This is a genomic window from Chitinophaga caeni (assembly GCF_002557795.1).
GTDB lineage: Bacteria > Bacteroidota > Bacteroidia > Chitinophagales > Chitinophagaceae > Chitinophaga > Chitinophaga caeni.
In genome coordinates, this window is the sequence record NZ_CP023777.1 from 2,739,189 (window position 1) to 2,760,630 (window position 21,442).

13 protein-coding genes are annotated in these 21,442 nt (G+C 43.2%); 7 read left to right on the top strand and 6 right to left on the bottom strand.

The features are described from left to right. Positions 1-137: 137 nt before the first annotated feature. Positions 138-683: an REP-associated tyrosine transposase gene (locus COR50_RS11645; RefSeq protein WP_098194141.1), complete on the top strand. Its 546-nt coding sequence runs from the start codon at positions 138-140 to the stop codon at positions 681-683. 1,037 nt (positions 684-1,720) lie between these two features. On the opposite strand, the gene COR50_RS11650 is transcribed toward COR50_RS11645, so the two are convergent. Genes COR50_RS11650 through COR50_RS11660 form a run of 3 tightly spaced genes read right to left on the bottom strand, consistent with a single transcriptional unit; the run spans position 1,721 to position 5,475 of the window. After that, entirely contained in the window at positions 1,721-2,911 is a 1,191-nt protein-coding gene (locus COR50_RS11650) for an AGE family epimerase/isomerase (protein WP_098194142.1), read from the bottom strand. After that, positions 2,895-4,280: an MFS transporter gene (locus COR50_RS11655; RefSeq protein WP_098194143.1), complete on the bottom strand. Its 1,386-nt coding sequence runs from the start codon at positions 4,278-4,280 to the stop codon at positions 2,895-2,897. Before COR50_RS11655 ends, COR50_RS11650 begins: the two co-directional genes overlap by 17 nt. Positions 4,281-4,308: 28 nt before the next feature. Further along, positions 4,309-5,475 carry a glycoside hydrolase family 130 protein gene (locus tag COR50_RS11660; RefSeq protein ID WP_098194144.1) on the bottom strand — a complete coding sequence of 389 codons (1,167 nt, stop codon included), beginning with the start codon at positions 5,473-5,475 and terminating at the stop codon, positions 4,309-4,311. Between the two features lie 364 nt (positions 5,476-5,839). Between COR50_RS11660 and COR50_RS11665 the strand changes: the two genes are divergently transcribed. From COR50_RS11665 to COR50_RS11685, 5 genes are read left to right on the top strand one after another with little or no spacing between them, the layout of a single operon-like run. Further along, entirely contained in the window at positions 5,840-8,911 is a 3,072-nt protein-coding gene (locus tag COR50_RS11665) for a SusC/RagA family TonB-linked outer membrane protein (RefSeq protein ID WP_098194145.1), read from the top strand. A gap of 20 nt (positions 8,912-8,931) precedes the next feature. Then, a complete protein-coding gene (locus COR50_RS11670; RefSeq protein WP_098194146.1) occupies positions 8,932-10,455 on the top strand; it encodes a RagB/SusD family nutrient uptake outer membrane protein in 1,524 nt (507 codons plus the stop codon). 10 nt (positions 10,456-10,465) lie between these two features. Next, on the top strand, positions 10,466-11,389 hold the full coding sequence (locus tag COR50_RS11675) for a hypothetical protein (RefSeq protein WP_098194147.1): 924 nt from the start codon (positions 10,466-10,468) through the stop codon (positions 11,387-11,389). Positions 11,390-11,407: 18 nt separating this feature from the next. Next, complete coding sequence (locus COR50_RS11680) at positions 11,408-12,427, top strand: glycoside hydrolase family 26 protein (RefSeq protein WP_232516155.1); 1,020 nt, start codon at positions 11,408-11,410, stop codon at positions 12,425-12,427. After that, the gene (locus tag COR50_RS11685) at positions 12,418-13,350 is read left to right on the top strand and encodes a hypothetical protein (protein ID WP_098194149.1); all 933 of its coding nucleotides are present in this window, start codon (positions 12,418-12,420) and stop codon (positions 13,348-13,350) included. The genes COR50_RS11680 and COR50_RS11685 overlap by 10 nt, the downstream gene beginning before the upstream one ends. 52 nt (positions 13,351-13,402) lie before the next feature. Here COR50_RS11685 and COR50_RS11690 read toward each other — a convergent pair whose 3' ends face one another. The 3 genes from COR50_RS11690 to COR50_RS11700 all read right to left on the bottom strand — a co-directional run bounded on the left by COR50_RS11690 (position 13,403) and on the right by COR50_RS11700 (position 20,223). Next, positions 13,403-14,071 carry a hypothetical protein gene (locus COR50_RS11690; RefSeq protein ID WP_098194150.1) on the bottom strand — a complete coding sequence of 223 codons (669 nt, stop codon included), beginning with the start codon at positions 14,069-14,071 and terminating at the stop codon, positions 13,403-13,405. Positions 14,072-14,189: 118 nt separating this feature from the next. After that, on the bottom strand, positions 14,190-15,869 hold the full coding sequence (locus COR50_RS11695; RefSeq protein WP_098194151.1) for a DUF5060 domain-containing protein: 1,680 nt from the start codon (positions 15,867-15,869) through the stop codon (positions 14,190-14,192). Positions 15,870-16,026: 157 nt separating this feature from the next. Beyond that, positions 16,027-20,223, bottom strand: a complete 4,197-nt coding sequence (locus COR50_RS11700; protein ID WP_198405635.1) for a hybrid sensor histidine kinase/response regulator transcription factor — start codon at positions 20,221-20,223, stop codon at positions 16,027-16,029. Positions 20,224-20,548: 325 nt separating this feature from the next. Here COR50_RS11700 and COR50_RS11705 point away from each other — a divergent pair, with 325 nt between their 5' ends. Beyond that, positions 20,549-21,442 (top strand): AraC family transcriptional regulator, encoded by an 894-nt coding sequence (locus COR50_RS11705; protein WP_098194153.1) that lies wholly within the window; start codon positions 20,549-20,551, stop codon positions 21,440-21,442.

The window sequence follows — 21,442 nt, forward strand, 5'->3', positions numbered from 1 at the left end:
GCTATTCTTCAAACATTCAGCTTATGATATTTTAATAAATATAATTAATATATCAATATGCGCAATAAAGTTTTTTTAAGTAATGGTTGTCCATCGTTAATAATTCCTAACTTGTATTTAATTATTAATTGTTTGTTATGTCAAGAAAATATAAGTTTCGGGATGCGCATGGTTTGTATTTCGTGAGTTTTCCTGTTATTGGTTGGATAGATATATTTACACGGGAGGTTTACTGTCAATTATTTGTTGAAAGTTTAGCTTATTGTAGGATGAATTTGGGCATGGAAATATACGCTTGGTGTATTATGCCGAGCCACGTACATATAATTTTTAGGGCAAAGGAAACTGATCCTGGTAATTTATTGAAGTCGTTGAAAGGATTTACATCGAGAAAGATATTAATGGCAATAGCAGAAAATCCCCAAGAAAGCAGGAAGGAATGGATACTGTCAATGGCAGAGCATGCGGGTAGTTTAAATAGTAATATCCGGTTTAGACAATTTTGGCAGCAACATAATCAGCCTATAGAACTTTGGTCATCACATGTAATACAGCAGAAGGTTGATTATATCCATAATAACCCTGTTGAAGCAGGTTTTGTTTTGGAACCATTTTTTTGGAAGTACAGTAGCGCAATTGATTTTGCAGGGGGAAAGGGTATTCTTGAAATTGATGAATTATAGTATGAAGCTTAGGAGTTGTTATGCGCTATTAAAATTTTAATGATCTTGAAAAATTTATTATTGACATTGGATTTTATGTTGCAATATTTTAGGCTCTTCGCCGGTTCGAGTTTTCAAGATGTTCGTGTTCGAAACCCGGAGTATTATTTGAAAGCTTTGCCGCAATGCACAAAAAAATATCAATAGTTTTGAGATGTTTTGAGGATAAAATTCTAAGGTCAACAGGGGGAAAATAGTTTTCGAACAGTGGGGGCTTCCAATCTCTGATATCGAAACTTGGGTTTGTATTTAGAAATTCTGCCGCCATACCCAAAAAACTATCAATGGTTTTGAGATTTTTGAGGATAAAATTCTAAGGTCAACTGGGGGAAAATAGTTTTCGAACAGCGGGGCTTCCAATTTCTGATATCGAAACTTGGGTTCGTATTAAGAAATTTTGCCGCTATGCCCCAAAAAGCAAGCTGAACAGCGGGGGCTTCCAATTTCTGATATCGAAACGTGTGTTCGTATTTAGAAATTCTGCCGCCATGCCCAAAAAATGAGCTGGTTCGAGCTTCCAAGCTCGGACCCACGCATAGTTAAGGACATTTCCATAAGTACCGAAAACGAAATGGAACTAACTCCACTCACCATTACCCGCAAATAGTTGGATTCCTAATGCTACCGAACAAGCAGTACTGCCAGTAGGGCGTTTTCCCATTGGGGAGTCCGAGCTTGGAAGCTCGAACTAGCAATAGTTTTTGAACAGCGGGGGCTTCCAAATCTGTGATATCGAAACCTGGGTTCGTATTTAGAAATTCTGCTGCCATGCCCAAAAACTATCAATGGTTTTGAGATGTTTGAGGATAAAATTCTAAGGTCAACATGGGGAAAATAGTTTTCGAACAGCGGGGCTTCCAATTTCTGATATCGAAACGTGTGTTCGTATTTAGAAATTCTGCCGCTATGCCCCAAAAACTATCAATGGTTTTGAGAGATGTTTAAGATAAAATAGCAAGTCCCAAACCGGGCTTGGTACATACCGCTGCGTAACAAATTTATTTATCCAACCTTTTAATAATTTCGATACAAGCCCGGCCATTATGATAAGGGCATTTCCAAATGCCCACCTTATCTTCCGGCATTATCTTGTAATTGGCATCAAGCCCCCAGAACCATTCCCCGTAGTTATGATCGATAATGTATCGTTGAATAAAATTCCAAGTTTTTAATGCTTGCTCTAAATATCCGGGTTGACCGGATGTTTGCCAAGCATTGACATAACCGACTACTGCTTCCGCCTGGGGCCACCAATGTTTTTCTTTTACAAGATGATTTTTGTCTATATCAAATTCATACCATAATCCGCCGTCAGCATCAAAACCGGAATTTGTACTATCGGCTATTTTCAACGCGATGGCTTTAAATAATCCTGTATAATACGGATCTTCAATCACTTCAGCTGCTTCTTGCATTAACCAAGCTGCTTCTATATCGTGACCGAACGAAACAGTGTTTCCTTTTACGCTCCAATCCTCAGAAAAAAACAGTTGCAGATGTGTTTTCGATTCATCCAGGATATACTCATCGAATACGCGTAAAAGATCAATGATTTGATTTTTTACACCTTGATCCGGCCAAACCCTGTAAAGGTTAGTATAAGCCTCCAAGACATGCAGATGGGTGTTCATCGACTTTTTCTCGTTCGCATCTTTTAAGCTCAATCTCTGGTCTTTCAGTTCATGCCATTCGCGGGAGAACGCTTCGAAATACCCCTTTTGTACCGGATCGAATGCATGGCGCTGCAGGTCTTGATACAATTGCTGGGCCATTTGTAAAATGTCCTGTTCCTGTTTTATTTTATAATATTCACTTAAAGCATAAATAGTAAAGGCGATGGCGTACACTTGTTTTTTCGAATCAACGGGATTGCCAGCATAATCAACTGTCCAGTAAACCCCGCCGAATTCTTTATCAACAAAGTGATCCGAGATATATTGATAAGCCTTATCAGCTATTAATATATCGGTTGGATCGCCCGTTACCTGTGCGGCGGCGGCAAATGTCCACAAAATGCGGGCATTTAATACGGAACCTTTCAGTGCGTATGGATCTACTTTATTATCCTGCAACAAACGTCCGTAAAATCCTCCTTTATCTTGATCTATTGTATGGTCTTTCCAGAAATGAAGGATGTTCTTTAATTCATCCTTCATTTCTGTTACCAGTTGATTATTGCTTGATGGCATTTTGTTCTCTTTTGGCAGCTAATGCTGCAGTAATATTTTCAATCTTCGATTCCGATAATGGATACAAGGCTATGAATACGACCGATAAAATGGCACCGATCGCGGGCAGTAAGCTCATTAACATAACGATGCCGTTCTCCGTAGTACTTCCTTGAATGGCATTGGCCTTGAAACCGAATAAAGCCAATAACCAACCGGTGAGCGCCCCACCGATTGTCCAACCCAGTTTTTGTGACATCGAGGAGGAGGAAAATATTAACCCGGTGGCTCTTCTTCCGGTCTTCCATTCCGAATAATCGGCAATGTCGGCGTACATTGACCATAATAGTGGGAAAATTATCCCGGCGCAAATGCTGATCACGAATTGGAAAATAAATATCGTTACTACCTGGTCTTTTTCTAACCAGTAAAATATAATACTCAGTACCGATGCGATTAGCATCGCGCCCAAGTAAGTAGATTTTTTTCCAAATTTATTGGCTACCGGCGATGCGATAATCACACCGATAATATTGGCAGCTTGCCCGATAACCAAGTACAAGGTAGAGTAAGTCACCTCGAAACCCAGCACGTTGAAGGCTTCTGATTGGGCGATATAATACTTAAAATAATACAATGTAGCTCCATCCCTAATGGAATTGAATATTAACGCCGCCACGCCAGCTCCAAGCAATATCCACCAAGGGCGATTCTGCCACAAATCCCTGAAGTCGTCTTTCAGGGCTGATGGCGCTTGTTTTGGCACCACGCGTTCTTTCACCCATGCGAAGCAAAGTAAGAACAAGATGACGCAAATGGCTGCTATCACGCTAACGGACAATTGCCAGCTGGTTTGTAGGCTGAACCGCAAACTAAACTTCGATACCATAGGCTCTAAGATGGCCAGCGCGATTAAGCTTCCCGCGAATGCGAACGCCATTCTATAAGATGCCAAGGTGTTCCTCACGGATGCTAAGGGAGAGATCACTCCTAACAATGAAGCATATGGTACGTTGATTAACGAGTATACCATCATCATTGCCGAATAGGTGATATAGGCGTATACCAATTTACCCGTTATGCTGAAATCCGGTGTCGTAAATGTAAGTATGCCTATGATTCCAAACGGTATGGCTACATACAAAATATAAGGGCGGAATTTTCCCCACTTGGATTGTGTCCTGTCGGTCATGATGCCCACTACGGGATCAAAAGCGGTATCCCAGATCCTGGTGATCAGGAACATGGTTCCTACGGCGGCGGCCTGTATGCCCATAATATCGGTATAATAGTATAATAAATACATACCGAAGAGCTTCCAAAACATGGAAGAGGCCATATCACCGAAGCCGTAACCGACTTTTTCCCTTAAAGTGATCTTGTTGTGCATAAGTGGAATTTATATCAGTGCTAAATAATTACAGGGATAAGTTTTTATCGATAATGCCTTGTAATGTTTGTACGGAGGTAAAGGATCGCAATCCATCTGCTGCCGTGTTCATGCAATAATCTAATAGTTGGTCGATGCTGGTTGTCGCAACATGTAAACGGGTATCACTCGATGCATAATATATAAAAATTTTTCCGTTTTCATCTGCGATCCAACCATTACAGAACACTACGTTCGATACATCGCCGGTTCTTTCGGTTCCTTCCGGCGCCATGAAGTACCCGGCAGGTTTGTAAATGACTTTCGTTACATCGTGCAGGTCCGTCATGAACATATACAGGGTATATCTCAATCCTGCGGCGGTATTCCTTACGCCATGCGCGAGGTGTAGCCAGCCTTTAGCCGTTTTGATGGGCGCGGGGCCTTGACCATTTTTGGATTCCGCGATGGTATGGTATAATTTATTATCGATCACCCTTTCTTCATTCACAACGGCGCCATCCATCGTGTCACAAAAACCGACACCGATGCCACCGCCTTTGCCTGCCTCGATAAAGCTATCTTGGGGCCGGGTATACAACATATATTTGCCGTTAACAAATTCGGGGTGTAACACTACGTTGCGTTGTTGCGCGGAGCGGGTCACAAGGTCGGGCAATCTTTCCCATTGCAACAGGTCTTTCGTGCGTACGATCCCGCATTGCGCCACCGCGGCAGATTGATCACCGTCCGGTGCATTAGGATCCCGTCTTTCCGTGCAGAACAGGCCGTAAATGTAGCCATCTTCATGTTGCACCACGCGCATATCATATATGTTGGTATCCGGTTCTGATGTTTCTGGAATCGTAATAGGGCGATCCCGGAATTTGAAATGATCCAGGCCATTGTCACTTTCTGCTATAGCAAAAAATGATTTGCGATCCCAACCTTCTACACGTACTACCACCAGGTATTTACCATTCCATTTGATGGCTCCCGCGTTGAACGTGGCATTGATGCCGAAGCGGGTCACCAGGTAGGGGTTAGTGGCAGGGTTGAAGTCGTAACGCCAGAATAGCGGGGTGTGTTCCGCGGTTAATACCGGGTTTTCATAACGTGAGAAAATGCCGTTGCCCAGTTTTTCAATTTGATTAGGTGTGTTTATTAATTGCTCATGTGCTTCCTTTAAAGCAGCTAGCCTAGCCTCGAAGTTCATTGTCTTTTGTTTGATTTTATGAATGATGCATCCATGTGGAGGACGGCTACAAATCTATTTCGAATCAGGCTTTGGATAGTAGTACTTATTTATCAATTTAATATGCTTTCTCAACACGAATGATGGTGAATTATCGTTTTTGAAACGTTTTTATTCCATCAAGACTCAATAAAATAGGGATTTTGATAGGAAAATACCCTGCTTCGATATAATGATTTTTTATCAATGAAAAATGTATGTTTTCTTGCCTAGTAACGCCCATTTTGCGGATTAGGATAAGAATATGCTAGAATAACACCAATATCGCTTTTCATACTCGGTTACATTTGTCCTCATAATTCTACGTATAAAAACTGAATGCTGTATGAAAAGATTCATTGCATGCTGTAATACCTTCCTTTTGGTGTTCCTATGCTCATTCGTTGCAGTCGCGCAACAGAAAAAGATATCGGGAAAGGTATTAGACAACCAATCTAATCCGCTTCCCGGTGCCACGATCCTCGTTAAGAATACACAGGTGGCTACCATCAGTGACGAGAATGGTAACTTCTCCCTCAACCTTCCTGCCGGTGGCAAAACCTTGGTGATTACATACATCGGTATGGAAACGCAAGAAGTGGAAGTCGGCGCTAAAACTTCATTTAATATCCAGTTGCAAGCCAAGGCGGGCAGCTTGAATGATGTGGTAGTCGTGGGGTACGGCTCCGTAAAGAAAAGTGATCTTACGGGCGCTGTTGCCACGCTGAAGGGTAGCGAGCTGAATAAAACCCCGGCTGCTTCCGTTGATCAATTACTACAAGGTAAAATTGCCGGTGTGCAAGTTACTACCGGTGGCGGCGCCCCGGGCGCAGGTGCTACCATCCGTATCCGTGGCGCCAGTTCATTAAACGGTTCTAAAGATCCGTTGTTAGTGGTGGACGGCTATCCCTGGGGCGGTGCAGGTAACTTGAAACAGATCAACCCGGACGATATCGAATCTATCGAGGTTTTGAAAGATGCTTCTGCTGCGGCGATTTACGGTTCCCGTGGCGCCAACGGCGTAATCGTAATTACTACCCGGAAAGGAAAGCTCGATCAACACAGGATATTGTTCAGCACCTTGCAAACTAAATCTTTCCTGGCTAATAAACCGGATGTTTGGCGCGATCCAATCGAGGAAGCGACCTATGCAAATGAAGCTGCCATAACAGGTGGCGCCATCGCTACGGATGTACCTTACATCGGTATTTTCAGGCCGGTAGGAAACGGGATGGTATATTTTCCTTCTATCGCGGAATTGAGGGGCTTAGATCCTAATAAGCCGCAGTGGCCTTACGACACGGATTGGGTAGACTTGGTTTACCGCAGCCCGTATTCTCAAAACTATACCCTGACTGCTGATGGCGGTAGTGAGAAAACACGTTATGCCATCTCGGGCAACTATTATAAAGAACAAGGGATGGTCATCAAAAATGACTATGAGAAATATACATCCCGCTTAAACCTAGATCAAAAATTAACCGAAAATATTACCGCTGGCGCTAACGTGATCCTGGCTTATACAAAGGCCAAGGGTCAACAACTTGGCGTGGGCAGGTCCCGTATTTTCCCGGCTTATGATTCTACCGGGAACTTTTTCCGCACCAGTAATACCGATTTTGGTAACCCGATCGCATTAGCCAACCAGTTACTGAATCAAACCAAAACTACCGATGTGTTGGGAAATGTATATGTGAATGCCAAGATTACAGATTGGTTGGAGTTCCGTACGTCTCTAAATTCTAAATTCGGTAACAGCGTACAAGATCAATACGATCCGAAAAATAGTACGCAAAGAGCTTTAGATAATAAAGGTAGTTACGGCTCTATCGCGAACGGAAATTACTTTGATTTATTAACCGAAAACTATTTCACGGCAAATAAGAATTTCGGTGAAGATCATCAACTGACTTTAGTAGCGGGTTATTCATTCCAAAAAACGATCAACCGCTTCAGTACTTTAACCGGTCAAAACTTCGTGAATGATGTATTGACTAATGAGAACTTGTCAACCGCAGGAACGATGTTGATATCGAACGATTTGCAACGGTTCAATTTATCGTCTTGGTACGGTCGTGCGAACTATGTATTCAAAGATCGTTACTTATTAACGGTTACCGGTAGGGCTGATGGTTCCACCAAGTTCGGCGCCAATAACAAATGGGCTTTCTTCCCATCCGCAGCTTTCGCATGGAAAGCCGGGGAGGAACAATTTATTAAGGACATGGGATTGTTTTCCGAGTTGAAATTCCGTGCTAGTTACGGCTTAACGGGAAACCAAGGTATCAGTCCTTATCAAACACTCGATCGCTACGGCTCTTACAAATATTTCACGGGTTCCGTGTTTGAAACAGGTTTCGGCCCCGGGTTGGCAGGCGCCAATGATGAACAAGGTCGCACGATCGTTTCCGGTTTAGGTAATAACAGCCTGAAATGGGAAACCACCCGCTCACTAGATCTCGGTGTTGATGTCGGATTCTTTGATCAAAGGTTGACGGTAACTGCCGATTATTATGTGAAACGCACCAATGATTTATTGCGTTTGAAAACAATTGCGCCATCGGCAGGCTACGATCGCCAATGGATCAACGATGGTGAAATTGAGAACCGCGGGGTTGAGTTGGGCTTGAACGCGAGCATTATCGAGGGCGCTGATTTCAATTGGAGCGTTGGCGGGATGTTCACATTGAACCGTAATAAAGTATTGGCAATGGGTGAAAGCGACCAGGTATTAATCGGTTCCATTTACGAATCTGTACGCCAGCAAATCAGCACATATACCGTTGGCCAACCGATGTACGTATTCTACGGCTACAAATCTGACGGTATCATTCAAACATTGGATGAAGGTATTGCTGCTGGCCTAACTGGTGTAGATGCACAACCCGGCGAAATAAAATACGTCGATATTTCCGGCCCCGATGGTAAACCTGATGGGCAAATCGATTCTTATGATCGTACAATTATCGGTAACCCGAACCCTGATTTTATTTACAGTTTTAATACCAGCTTACGTTACAAGCAATTCGATTTGTCGATGCAATTATACGGGGTACAAGGAAATGATGTATGGGATTTTCAAAAGATGACGCCGAGTCGCCAATTGCAACGTTGGACTCCCGATAATCCGAGCAACGAATACCCGAGGGCTAATGCGACCAGGGGATACCGCGCTTCCGATTTTTACATCACGGATGGTTCCTTCTTACGTTTACAAAACTTAACGGTCGGTTATAACCTGCTGCCGGGTAAGATTAATAAAGTACAAAGCTTACGTGTTTTCGTTTCCGGAAACAATTTATACACCTTCACAAAGTTCAATAAAGGTTTTGATCCGGAGGTGGGAGAGAATGGTATCAACGGCGGTGCATACCCAAGGCCGCGGGCTGTATCGCTTGGTGTAAACGTGATTTTCTAAACCCGATTAAAACAGAAGCAATGAGAAAAAAATTCATACCATATATTGCAACGGCCATCATGACGGTGGGCCTTGCTACGAGTTGTTCCAAGATGGAAGAGGATCCCTACGGGTTAATCAACTCCCAAACATTTTACAAAAATGCGGATGATGCGCGTGCTGCGATCATTTATGCATATTCTATTCTGCCGGAAGTAGGGTATTACAGCCGCGGCTATTATATCATTACCGAGCTGCCCACCGAGAACCTGACACAAAAAGGAGATGCGGGCGTGGGTAACCTTGAGCTGGATGAATTGCGTACCACGTCTACAAATACGGATTTGGACAATATCTGGACTTATATGTACCGCGGTATTGCCAGGGCTAACGCGGTGATCCAAAATGTACCGAATATTCCGGGAATGGTAGATGCAGAACGTAACCAGATCACCGGTGAAGGGTATTTTCTGCGCGCCTTGCATTTCTTTAACCTGGTGAGGATGTTCGGAGAAGTGCCGTTAAGAACAATTACGATCGATGATGCTTCACAAATTCCATTGGCAAAATCATCGATACAAGAAATTTACGATCAAATTATCAGCGATCTTCAAAATGCTGACCAGTTGCTCACGCAAGAACGCATTAGCGAAGGTCGCGCCAATAAAGCTGCCGTAGAGGGTTTGCTGGCTAAAGTATATTTACACCTCGCTTCCTCGAAAGATTATGGCAGCCCCGGTTACGATTTCGTAGCGAATGCCGACGAGATGTACCAGCAAGCAAAATTATATGCCGGAAAAGCGGTCAATGATCATCAAGGTAAATTTAACTTTTCAGATCAGCTGCCCGATGTATTCAGCATCGATGTGTATAAAAAGGCTGCTGTTTCCGAACATATTTTCGATGCGGCGGTAGACAGGAGCGGTGATCGCGAAGGGAGTTTCTCCAAGCTGCCCAACATGTTTTTACCGGCCGATCGCCCGATGACAATATTATATGATCAAATTGATTCCAGTAGCTCATCAATGGATATCGGGCAAGGTTGGGGGCATTTCCGCACCGAGTCTGCCATATATGATAGCTATGCAACAAACGATAAACGAAAAACGCAACTGATCGTATCTTCTTATTCCAACAATGGTTCGGTTTACCAGTTAGATATTAACAGCAGTTCCAGGCCATTTAGCCGCAAGTTCATTGATCCCGACAGGATTGGCGATGCAAGTAGTGCGAACTCGCCCATTATACGTTACTCCGATATCCTATTGGTGTACGCGGAAGCATGCGGACCAACAACGGAAGGGTATGCTGCTGTCAATAAAATCAGGAACAGGGCCGGTATCGGGGATCTGAACCCGTCTTTGGATATTACTTCCTTCAGGAACGCCGTGATTCAAGAAAGGGCTTGGGAATTAGCATTTGAAGGTAACCGGTTATTTGATCTGCGCAGGACGAACAGCATGGAAAGGGTGTTGGTGCAGCAGTACGGTAAAACCATTACCAGCGGAGCTTATTTCTTCCCGGTTCCTCAGCGCGAACTTGATACGAATCCATTAATGAAATAAACTGAATAATATGCGTCATCTATATATCATAGCATCATTTCTTGCCATCATTTCATTGGTAAGTTGTACGAAAGATCCCTTTAAAGGGGTGGAGAGTAACGAACGTTCCATCGAAGCTATTACCTTGGGAGAAGGCTTGGTGCAGGTAGGGCCTGCCACGATTGATAGGGAAGCGGGAACCGCCTCCGTAAAAGTGTTGATGCAAGGAAATACCGATCTAAGCAAAGTGGTTGCGCAGATACAAACTTCTTATAAATCTACTATCAGTCCCGCAAACGGCCAAGCACTGGACTTTGCAGGGAATGACAATCATTACAAATTCACGATTACTTCCGAATCGGGAAATACACGTGAATGGACGGTAGAGCTAATTCCTTTTACGGAAACATTGCTCGGTACCTATACCATTCAAAACTTGGTTTTGTATGGAGGAACCGGCCCCGAATACGGCGGTGGCGCCGTGATGAACTTGACGGATAAACCTTGGGTTTGGCCGGCAACAGGTGGACCGGGTGCGGAGCTAGATAATACGATCACTTTTGAGTTTTCTGGTATTACCGGTGATGGTAAAACCACCGGAACCGTCACCAACGATGCGGGAGCTGATGGCATGTATGCCGATTTCATCTTCCAAAACCCGGTGACCGATGTCAATAATTTCTACCGCGCCATACCGGAAGGAACCAGTACCTGGGAGAGGGATTATACCGACAACTCCGTTACTTTTATCGATGGCAACGGCAAACGTACCAAGGCGACTTTTGCGTCTGCCAGTACTATTGACCTGGGTAATGGATTGTCCAAAACAATTACGGATAATGCCTTCGATTTTACATTGAACGGCGTGGACGATTGGGGAAATATTTATTCCGATCTCGACAAATTTGTAAAACGCCCACGGCGCTTTTGGGTGGATGTTAAAAAGCAACCATAAGTCTAAATTATGAGGATAATGAATGTAAACATATTAATAGTCGCGGCTGTGCTAAGTTTCGGCGCCTGTAGTAAAAGTGACGATAAAACAACGACGAACCCGCCGGTAGAAGATACCGTGAAAACAGGCTTTAAAACCTTGGATTATCTTTATAGTATTTCCGGTAAGAAAACTTTGGCCGGCATTCATAACCGGGAACCCAACAGCACCCCGGCCCGGTGGACGAACGAAATTCAGAAAACAACCGGGAAATATCCCGCGTTATGGAGCGGTGATTTCCTTTTCCAGCAAGATAATATCGATAACCGCCAGTTGATGATCAACGAAGCAATTGCACAATGGGAGAAAGGCGCGGTAGTTAATATTATGTGGCATGCATGCAACCCGGCTAACAGTGAACCTTGCGGTTGGGATGATGGAAGCGGGGTACTCAGCGAGTTGACGAATGAGCAATGGAATGATCTGATCACTGATGGAACCGAATTAAACAAACGCTGGAAGGCCAGGGTTGATGAAATTTGCGTCTATTTACAACAGTTGAAAGATGCTGGTGTAGAAGTACTGTGGCGGCCAATGCACGAAATGAACCAGGGCAAATTCTGGTGGGCCGGGAGAACGGGCGCTAACGGCACGCGCAAACTTTGGCAGATCATGCATGACTATATGACTAAAACAAAAGGATTGGATAACCTGATCTGGGTTTGGGATATACAAGATTTCGGCTCATTGGCTTCCGATGCGGTAGACTACTATCCCGGCGATGATTATTTCGATATCGCTGCCCTGGATGTATATGATGGCAGCGGTTATACCCAGGCTAAATACGAAGTAATGGTAAAAGCAGCCAAAGGTAAACCGATTGCTATAGGCGAATGCGACCGCTTGCCTACGGCTAACGAATTAAAAACACAGTCCAGGTGGACATTCTTCATGAGTTGGTCGGAGTTGACTTATGATAAAAATTCCAATACTGAATTACAAGCATTATATTCGGCTAATAATATCATTACACTGGATCAAATGCCCGGATGGAAATAAAATATATTTACATCAAATATTTGTGTGTCGCCCTGTTGTTCTGCCACTTTAGTTTAAAAGTACAGGCGCAACAGGGCGGCGCTACTTTATATGAACCGGGTTGGCAGGTATCAGTAGCGCCATATTATAGCATTAAGCAGATGCATTGGTCCGTTGCGGGTAATACTTCCGGAATGAACCCGAACATTTTGTCTGAACTTAAATGGAAGTCGGTTCAAAGCATCGGTGGCGGCATTGAAATAAAGAAAAGAATTTATAACAACCTTTGGGGGCAAGTTGCTTTTTATAAAGCTGGTACTGTTGCAGGGAATGCAACGGATGCCGATTATCGATCTGATTATCGGCAGGATCGAACTTACTTTGACCGGTTTGATGCGTCCAGGGGATTTGAGTGGCTGTTTACGCCCGGAGTTGCATATCTGCTTAAAATCAATAGATATAATTCCCTAAACATTTACGCAGGGTATTATTTAAACAAGGAAAAGTATTACCTACTTCCTCAAGGCGGGAATACGCGCAGTGATTTAAAAACTACATACCAGCCTACTTGGAAAGCTTGGAGCGTAGGCTTCACCTATCAATTAAATATCAATCCCAATTGGAACATCTCCCCTTCATTCACTTATAGACAACTCGATTATGATGCGGCGGCCAACTGGAATTTAATCGAGGATTTTCAGCACCCCGTCAGTTTCGAGCATTATGCCAAGGGATTTGAGATCCAACCTCAACTTGATCTTTCCTATTTCATAAAGAATGGAACTGCGCTCACTTTTAGAGTACAATATGCACATGCAGCAACGGGACACGGATCCGAAGCATTGTACTTGGTAAACGGAGAAACGCGGGCTACCAGGCTGAACGGGGTAACTAGGGATCGATTTGGGTTGAGCCTGCTCACCGGGATCTACGGGAAAAAATAAAAATCCCGGGACGATTCATCCCGGGACCAGCTCAAAGTGAACTTAACTCAACCTAAAAAGTTTGCATGTTATACATCTCGATCTGTTGACCGCTATGCGAACCGCCGCCGTACCAGTGATTCGTACCAACGAAATAGTACCACAGGTTGTAGTAGCTGCCGCTATTGTTCGTTAGCGTGAATTTGTAATTACCATCAACGTAGAAATCTACCATGTGCGTATTACTACTGCGGGCTTGGCATTTGAAGGTATGGTAACCATTATCATTTACCGAGATGGTCTGGTAAATGTATGCTCCGCCACCTTGCAGGTAACCTTTCAAAGTATTATCGTTGAGGGTTTTCACGAAGCCCATCTCGTTCCCGGTCCAGCTACTAACATTATCGCAAACGAATACGGCCTGCTCGCTCGCACCGCTATATGCGCTGCTACCGCCTTTGAAGCAGCCGTAGAACTGCATGCCGTTCGCGGTTTGGCCGGAGCTTTGTTGCGCAGCATTAATGTCGGTACCGCAGGTGCCTACAGGAACGCAAATGCCATCGGAGCCGCTGATCAGGTAGGGCAACGAACTACAGGTAGTCCACAAGTTGAACGCGCTTTGCGGGATCGCTGCACGTGCGATCGTGGAATTGTCTTCGTCTTGGGGTAAGGGCTTTACATCTTTTTTACAAGCCGATCCTAGCAAGAGGATAATAAGTGACAATGAGGTCATTTTTTTCATAACATATATTTTAATGGAACAAAAACGAATGATTGTGGCATACGTTTCCCATTACAATAATTCATGTTTATGCTAAAATGAATTATTGCATTTACATTATCATTTCACTTTAATGCCTTTAACGGGCAGGAGAGAAGATCAATAGGGCTTCTTCTTTCCCACGGATAGTATGCTGGGGAAGCGAAATGACGCCCCCGGCAGATTGCTCGAATGAACTTTTTGTAAACGAATGATCTTTGGTTGAAAATAATACTAATTGGGTCTTCTTCGGTAAATCAACTTTTATCCTGAGATCTTGGTGTTGTGCTGTATTGTTCAATAAATAAACATAATATTCATCGCCGCAACGCATCCCGAATGCTTGTACATTCCAGGCATCTACTGTCAATGGTTCAAATTGACCTTTCCCGGCTTGCAACATCCGTTCGCTAATCATTCGAACGCCCTTCAAGTAGGGCATCATGTTTTGATTATCGAATAATTCCCACCACCAGGACATCGGGAGTATCGGTGTTGGGCTGAATAAACCGTACCATAAGCCTCTTTTGTAATCAAACACGGCTTCCGTGGCATACTTGGGGTCTTGATCTTCCCAACGGTAGCCAAACTCCCCAACAACATAAGGTTTGCCGAATGTTTGTATATAAGCCGGGTAAATGGCCGGTATTTTTTCAGTATGCTTGTAAATATGTTTCTGGTTAAAATCGATATAGGCGATGGAATTCATTCCCAAAATATCCCGGTGCGAAATACTGGTACTGACCAGGTGTTTATAAGGATCGATGTCCTTTAAATACCGGCTCATTTCTTGGTGCCACTGTGTTACATCAACCGGTTTGATCAATAAACTATCTTGCTGGGTAAATACGGCGTTGTCTACCTCGTTGAAAAACTCCCAAACGGCAATACTCGGGCTGTAACCCCAGCGGGCCACTATGTACCTCAGGCGATTTTTATATTGCTCCTGTGCTTTTTGCATCGTGAAAAAATCGGAGGGTGTTTTTGCAGGGCCTCCATTAGCAATATTGTAATTGCTATTTTTCCAACCACCTTTGTCCATCAGGTGACCATGCCAATCCATCGCTAGCATAAAATGCAAGTGCAGTGAATCGCACATGCGCACCAATTGATCCATCCTGCGGATGCCGCCTTCATTGAAATAGCTTTCACTATTTTGATAACGCTTGGTGCTACGGACTTTTTTCCATTCCAAGGGCAGGTTCCAATAACACATCCATGTCCGGAAAAAATTACCGCCGTTTTCAGCTAGCTTGGGCAAAAGGTAGTCATACGTCCATTTATCATCTTCGAAGGATCTTGATTCCCAGGCGATATTTTCTCCTACACCCCTGAACAGGCTGCCGTCATCGTATTGAAACGTCCACAAATCATGGCTATGAATAAATCCTTTGCCATTACCTGCTGTTACAGAAAATGTTGCATCGGCAGAGCTTAATGCCTCTTTTCCATTGACAACTTGGAATTGGTAATGATAGGTGCCGCTACTTTGCGGTGTAAACCTTGCCTTCCATGTACCACCTTGATCCAATGGATCAAAAAAGCAGGGCAGGTAAAGCGGTAAACCCCGGGGATCGGTGAGTAACATGTTGAGTTGCACTTGTTGCTGATCGTACGGATTTGTAAAATCAGCCGTAAAGTCAACTACCCATTCCGCTAGTTGATATTGTTTGATATGTTGTGTTTCCTGGTGGATCTTGTTAAATTTTATTTGTGCATCAGATTGAAAATACAAGCCTATAAGCGCTAATAACAGCATGCAACCAAAACGACTTCTCATGAAAATATGCTATAATTTAATTACCGGGAGAATGATTCAATACGTGGATAGATCGATCACTACGGGTCTACAATATCGATCAACGGTACAAAAATACTAAAGCATGTATATGCTGTTTGATGCTTTCTTGATAAATTATTATGTTATCCGGAGCTGGTTACTTGATGGTTTTTTTACTGTTGACAAACTCCTTTGGCCCCATTCCGAATTGCTTGATAAAACATTTGTCGAAATAAGAATGGCTGTTAAAGCCCACTTCCAGGGCTATTTGGCTAATGCTCATATTGCCGTCTAATAATAATTGCACACTTTTCCGTAACCTGATGGCCTTGATAAACTCGTGTACCGTTTGACCGGTAAGTGATTTTACCTTGTTATACAACAAGGTTCGGCTGATAAACATCGCTTTACAAACCTGTTTGGCATCTAGCTCGGGGTTTGACACCTGGCTTTCAATATAACGGATCAGCTCATCCAAAAACTGTTGATCTACTTCACTCAACAACTCTTTTCCGGCTAAACTATGTTCTTGATCCTGGAAGATTTGTTCGCGGATGCCCTTGTAAAGACTATCCTGTTTTTGCAGGATATTGAGTAATAGCTGGGTTAATATTTCCTGTTGCACCGGTTTTACCAGGAAGGCCTCGGCGCCGGCTTCGTAGCTATTGGCTTGGATGGTGGCGTCAGACTGGCTGGTTAATATGATAACGGGGATATGGCTGGTTGCTTTTTGTGCTTTTAGCTGCTTGCAAAATGTAAGACCGTCAGTATTAGGCATTAACAAATCTGTAATGATGATGGAAGGCATTTCATGGATAGCCATTTGGTAAGCTTCAGCTCCATCGGTAGCCTCGAATATTTCGAAGATATCTGCTAATAACCATCGCAAGTAATCCCGCATTTCCTTGCTGTCTTCCACGATTAAAATTTTTTTGCCTTTCAGCTTTACAAATTTTTCGGCAGGAAGTTGTTGCCAGCTATTCGATGAGAGCATGTTGTTTATTTCGCCGGTTTCATTGGTAGCTTGCCCGGGAATTTCATGGGCAACCGGTAACAGTATCTCGAAGACGGAGCCTTTCCCTACTTGGCTGGAAACCTTGATGCTGGCATGGTTGGCCTCCAAGAAATCATGGACGATCACCAGTCCTAAACCGGTGCCTTTTTCTCCCGCTGTACCACTCTGTAAATCTGATTTATTAATATCAAACAGACTGTCCAGTTGCTTTTGATGCATTCCTACACCTTCGTCTTCTATGATTAGCAAAACTTTCCCTTGATCTCGTTGTTGGGAAGTAATGGTAACGGTGCTGTTGTGTTGGCTAAACTTGATGCTGTTCGATAATAAATTCCGGATCACGACCGCCATCATTTGATAATCGGCAGTTATCCACAATTGATCTTCGAGTTTAAGCTTAAACTGGATATTTTTTTCTTGCGCTTGTTGCAGCAACAGTTCCACACTCTCATGGATCAATTGATCCAGGTTGCAGGCTACCGGCACAAACTGGATTTGGCGAGATTGTGACATGGACCAGCTCAGCAGGTTGACAAGTAGATCAAATACTTTGGACGAGGCGCTATACATGTTTTCAACATAATCGCGCAGGGTTTGCATATCTACTTTGCCAAGTTGGGACTTCATAAAGGAAGATAATTCCCTTAAGGCGGCCACCGGGTTTTTAAGATCGTGCGCCAGTATCGAGAAGAAATAATCCTTGCTGGCATTGGATTTTTCCAATAATGAAACCGCCTGCTCCAACTCAATATTCTGATTGGAAATCTGTTGTTGTTGTAGTAAAATTTTATCTGTTTGCCTTACGATTTCGTCATACGATGATTCTAGCTCTTCTTTTTGTAACCGGACTTTATCATGTTGTTCTACCAATGAATTATGGGCAGCCTGCAATTGTGCGGTTTGTTTCTTTACTTCTTGTTTCAACAAGCGGTTTCTTTTCTTAACCGAGTTGACCCTCCAGTAAAAAATAGCAACCGTAATGATGATTGCAAGAATGGCCATCATAAATTTCCACCACCAAGTTTGCCACCAATATGGAAGGATTTGTATGTAAAGAGAATGTATGGTAGGTTGCCATTCCCCGTAAATATCACTGTATCTTACCTGCAATTTATAAATACCGGGTTGCAAATGGGAGAAAGATATTTTTCTTTCATCCACATCATCAATCCAATCTTCGTAGCCGTTCAAGCGGTAACTGTACTTGATCTTTTGCGGGGCATATTGGTTGATAGCCGTGAAACCGATGGAAAAGAATGATTGCTTCTGTGTTAATGTAATGGTATCCGTAGTATTCAAGGACCTTTTTAAGATCGAGTTGGGACTTCCGGGGGATTGCGTTTCGCCTAAGATACTGAGTTCAGTAAAATAAAATCTTGATGGCATTTCCACGCTTTTTAATGCCAGCGGGTTAAATGAACTGAAGCCCTTGGGGCCGCCGAAATACAAGGTGCCGTTAGCACTTTTCAAAACTGCCTTTTGAAAATATGTTTTTTCGTATAACCCATCATCCTTATCAAACCTAACAGTTTTGTAATTGTTGGGATGGATACTGATCAAGCCATCGTTAGTTCCCAACCATAAATTTCCCTGGGCATCGCATATGATGGACTTCATCGAAGTGGGCAAGGCCAGCCTTTGATTAAAATGTTCAAACTTTTGCAGCTCCTCATTGAAACAATCTAAACCCTGTTCGGTAATTACCCAAATCCGGCCGGAGTTGTCTTCCGTAACCATGTTTACGGAGTTGCTATTAATGCTGGTGCTGTCTTCCGAATGGCTATAATGTTGCAATTGAGCGCCATCATAAAGAAATAAGCCGCTATAGGTACTGATCCATACCCGGCCTTTCCTGTCTTTATACAAATGGTTCACCCAGGCAGGTTCTTGTAAATTGAATGGATACTTATGATTGTTTTTATAATGGGTAAATTGGCGGCTCAAACGGTTATATATCGTTAACCCTTCTCCATGCGTGCCGATCCAAATAAGGCTGTCGTCAACTAGCAACGCTTTTACATCATTGTTGACCAGGCTATTTTGGTTGGCATTATCATACATATAACTGGTGAGCTTGCCGGTTTTGGGATCTAGTTCTTTCAAACCATCGGCCCAGGTTGCAATCCAAATATGGCCATCGGGATCACCCTTTACATCATTTACCGCGAGGGAAGCTAGCTGGGGCTGTAATTGAAAGCCCGGCAGGGTAGCGCCGGGATTAAAATGCAATATGCCGCTACCGGCGGTACCTATCCAGATATTATGAGAAGCATCTTCATAAAATGAAGTAGTGACGGTAGAATTGAGCCCTTTTACGGCTGTTTGGCGGGTGAGCCAGTTTTGGAATACATTTTTATTATGGTTGGTTGTGAATAATCCGTTCCCGGCGGTGGCGAACCAGGTGTTGCCGAAATCATCTTCAGTAATGGATGTCACATAGGCGACCTCTTCGCGGCCATTATTTTGAGCCCTTATCTTCAGTGGCTCCGGTTGCAAAGTTCCGGGTTTTACCATGCACAAGACTTCCCTTCCTATACCGATCCAGATATTCCCTTCTTTATCCTCGTATAAACTCCTGACATTACTATGGGTAAATGGTTGCACACCCGATATATTATCATAGGAAGCTAATTTTTTTCCGTCCCGGTCCATCACGGTGAGACCTCTATCTTCCGTTCCAATCCAGATGCGGTTTTGCCTGTCAATTAAAATACATTGAATTTTATTGCTGGATAACGAAGTGTTTTTACCGGGACTATTTTTAAAAGATTTAAAAGTCCTTCGTTTCGTATTGAATTGTAAAACGCCGTGATTGAAGGTCCCTGCCCAAAGGGTATTGTCGGCCCCTTCTGTCAAGCAAAATAATATGCTTTCATTCTCCGGGGAATGGAACCATTCCGTTTGGTAGCTATCCGTGTCAAAAAGACATAAGCCGTTGGAAGTGCCGAGCCATAATTGATGCAGGGAATCTTCCAGGATATCGTTTACGGGTATCTTGGGATGATCCGGCGTTAATGGTATACGTTTGAAAACATCCAGTGAGGGGTCATATAAATTCAATCCATCGATGGTACCTACCCAAAGGTGATGTTGGCTGTCCTCGTAAATAGCATATACAATATTATTATCCAGGCTTAAAGAATCGCCTTCGCGCTGGGCATATTTTTTTACGCTGTAACCATCCCAACGAAATAATCCATCGAAGGAAGCCAGCCATACATATCCCTTGGAATCGTAAAATATTTTTTGGTAGTCATTGGTCAGCAGCCCATTATCAGTCGAGTAATTATAGAAATTATAGTTCCGGCGCTGCCCTTTTACATAGATAAAGCAACACATGCATAGCCAAGAAAATAACATGCCCCTAATAACTGTAGACTTGGAACGACGATTCAATTAAATTACCCCTTTCGTGATTTTATACTTCCTATAAAAGTATCTAATTCCGGGAATTTAACCTGTAAATCCGATAAAACATAATTTTGATCAATTTTAAGTTATTGAATGTTAATTGTTTGTGATAATCTGTACTATAGTTCAAAAATCCTGTACGCAACTACAAATGAAAATAGGACAGGATCGATATTATTGGAAAAAGCGCCAAAACAAAACCAATCTACTGATACAACCGGGCGTAAAACATTCCATGTAAAAAAAATATTCCATGTTTAACGAGAATAATATGTTCAAAAAAGTGATGCGGGAAATTACCCCCTTGGCATCGCATGACTGCTTTTCTATTTATAGCAGGAAGAAAAAGCAATTTACCTTCCCATTACATACCCATGAAGAGATGGAGCTGAACTTGATCGTCGGCGGTAAGGGCATACAACGGATCGTGGGAGATCATATCGGGGAGATTGCCAACGTGGAATTGGTGTTAGTTGGGCCGAACCTGCCGCATGGTTGGTTTACGGAATCGGACTTCGCGGAAGATGTATTAGAGGTAACCATTCAATTCGACAAGGATCTTTTCTCTCAAGGCTTCCTGGAGAAAGACCAGTTGCGTTCGATAAAAATGTTGTTCGAGCAAGCGAAAAGGGGGATTTTATTCGATGCCCAAACCGCTCAAATGTTCAGCGAGCAAGTAATTGCATTGGAAAAGAAAAACGGTTTCGATGCATTTTTACATTTATTGTCGCTGTTGCATGACCTCTCCTTGTCAAGAAATTGCCAATTGCTATCTGATCCCTCGTTCATGAAAGAAATCGTGAGTTACGATAGCCGTAGGTTAGAACGCACTTTCGAGTATATGAACAAAAACTTTGGAAACCCGATATCCCTGGCCGAGATAGCGCAAGTTGCCAACATGTCAGAAGCCTCGTTCAGTAGGTTTATCAAGGCGCATACGGGCTATACTTTTACCGAGAACTTGACCGAGATCCGCTTGGGTCATGTTACGCGCATGTTGATATCCACGCAGCAAACCATTTCGGAGATCGCTTATAAATGCGGGTTTAACAATATGGCCAACTTCAATAAATTATTTAAACGCCGGAAAGGTTGTACACCGAAGGAATTCAAAATCAATTTTAATAAGAAAAGGATGTTCGTGTAA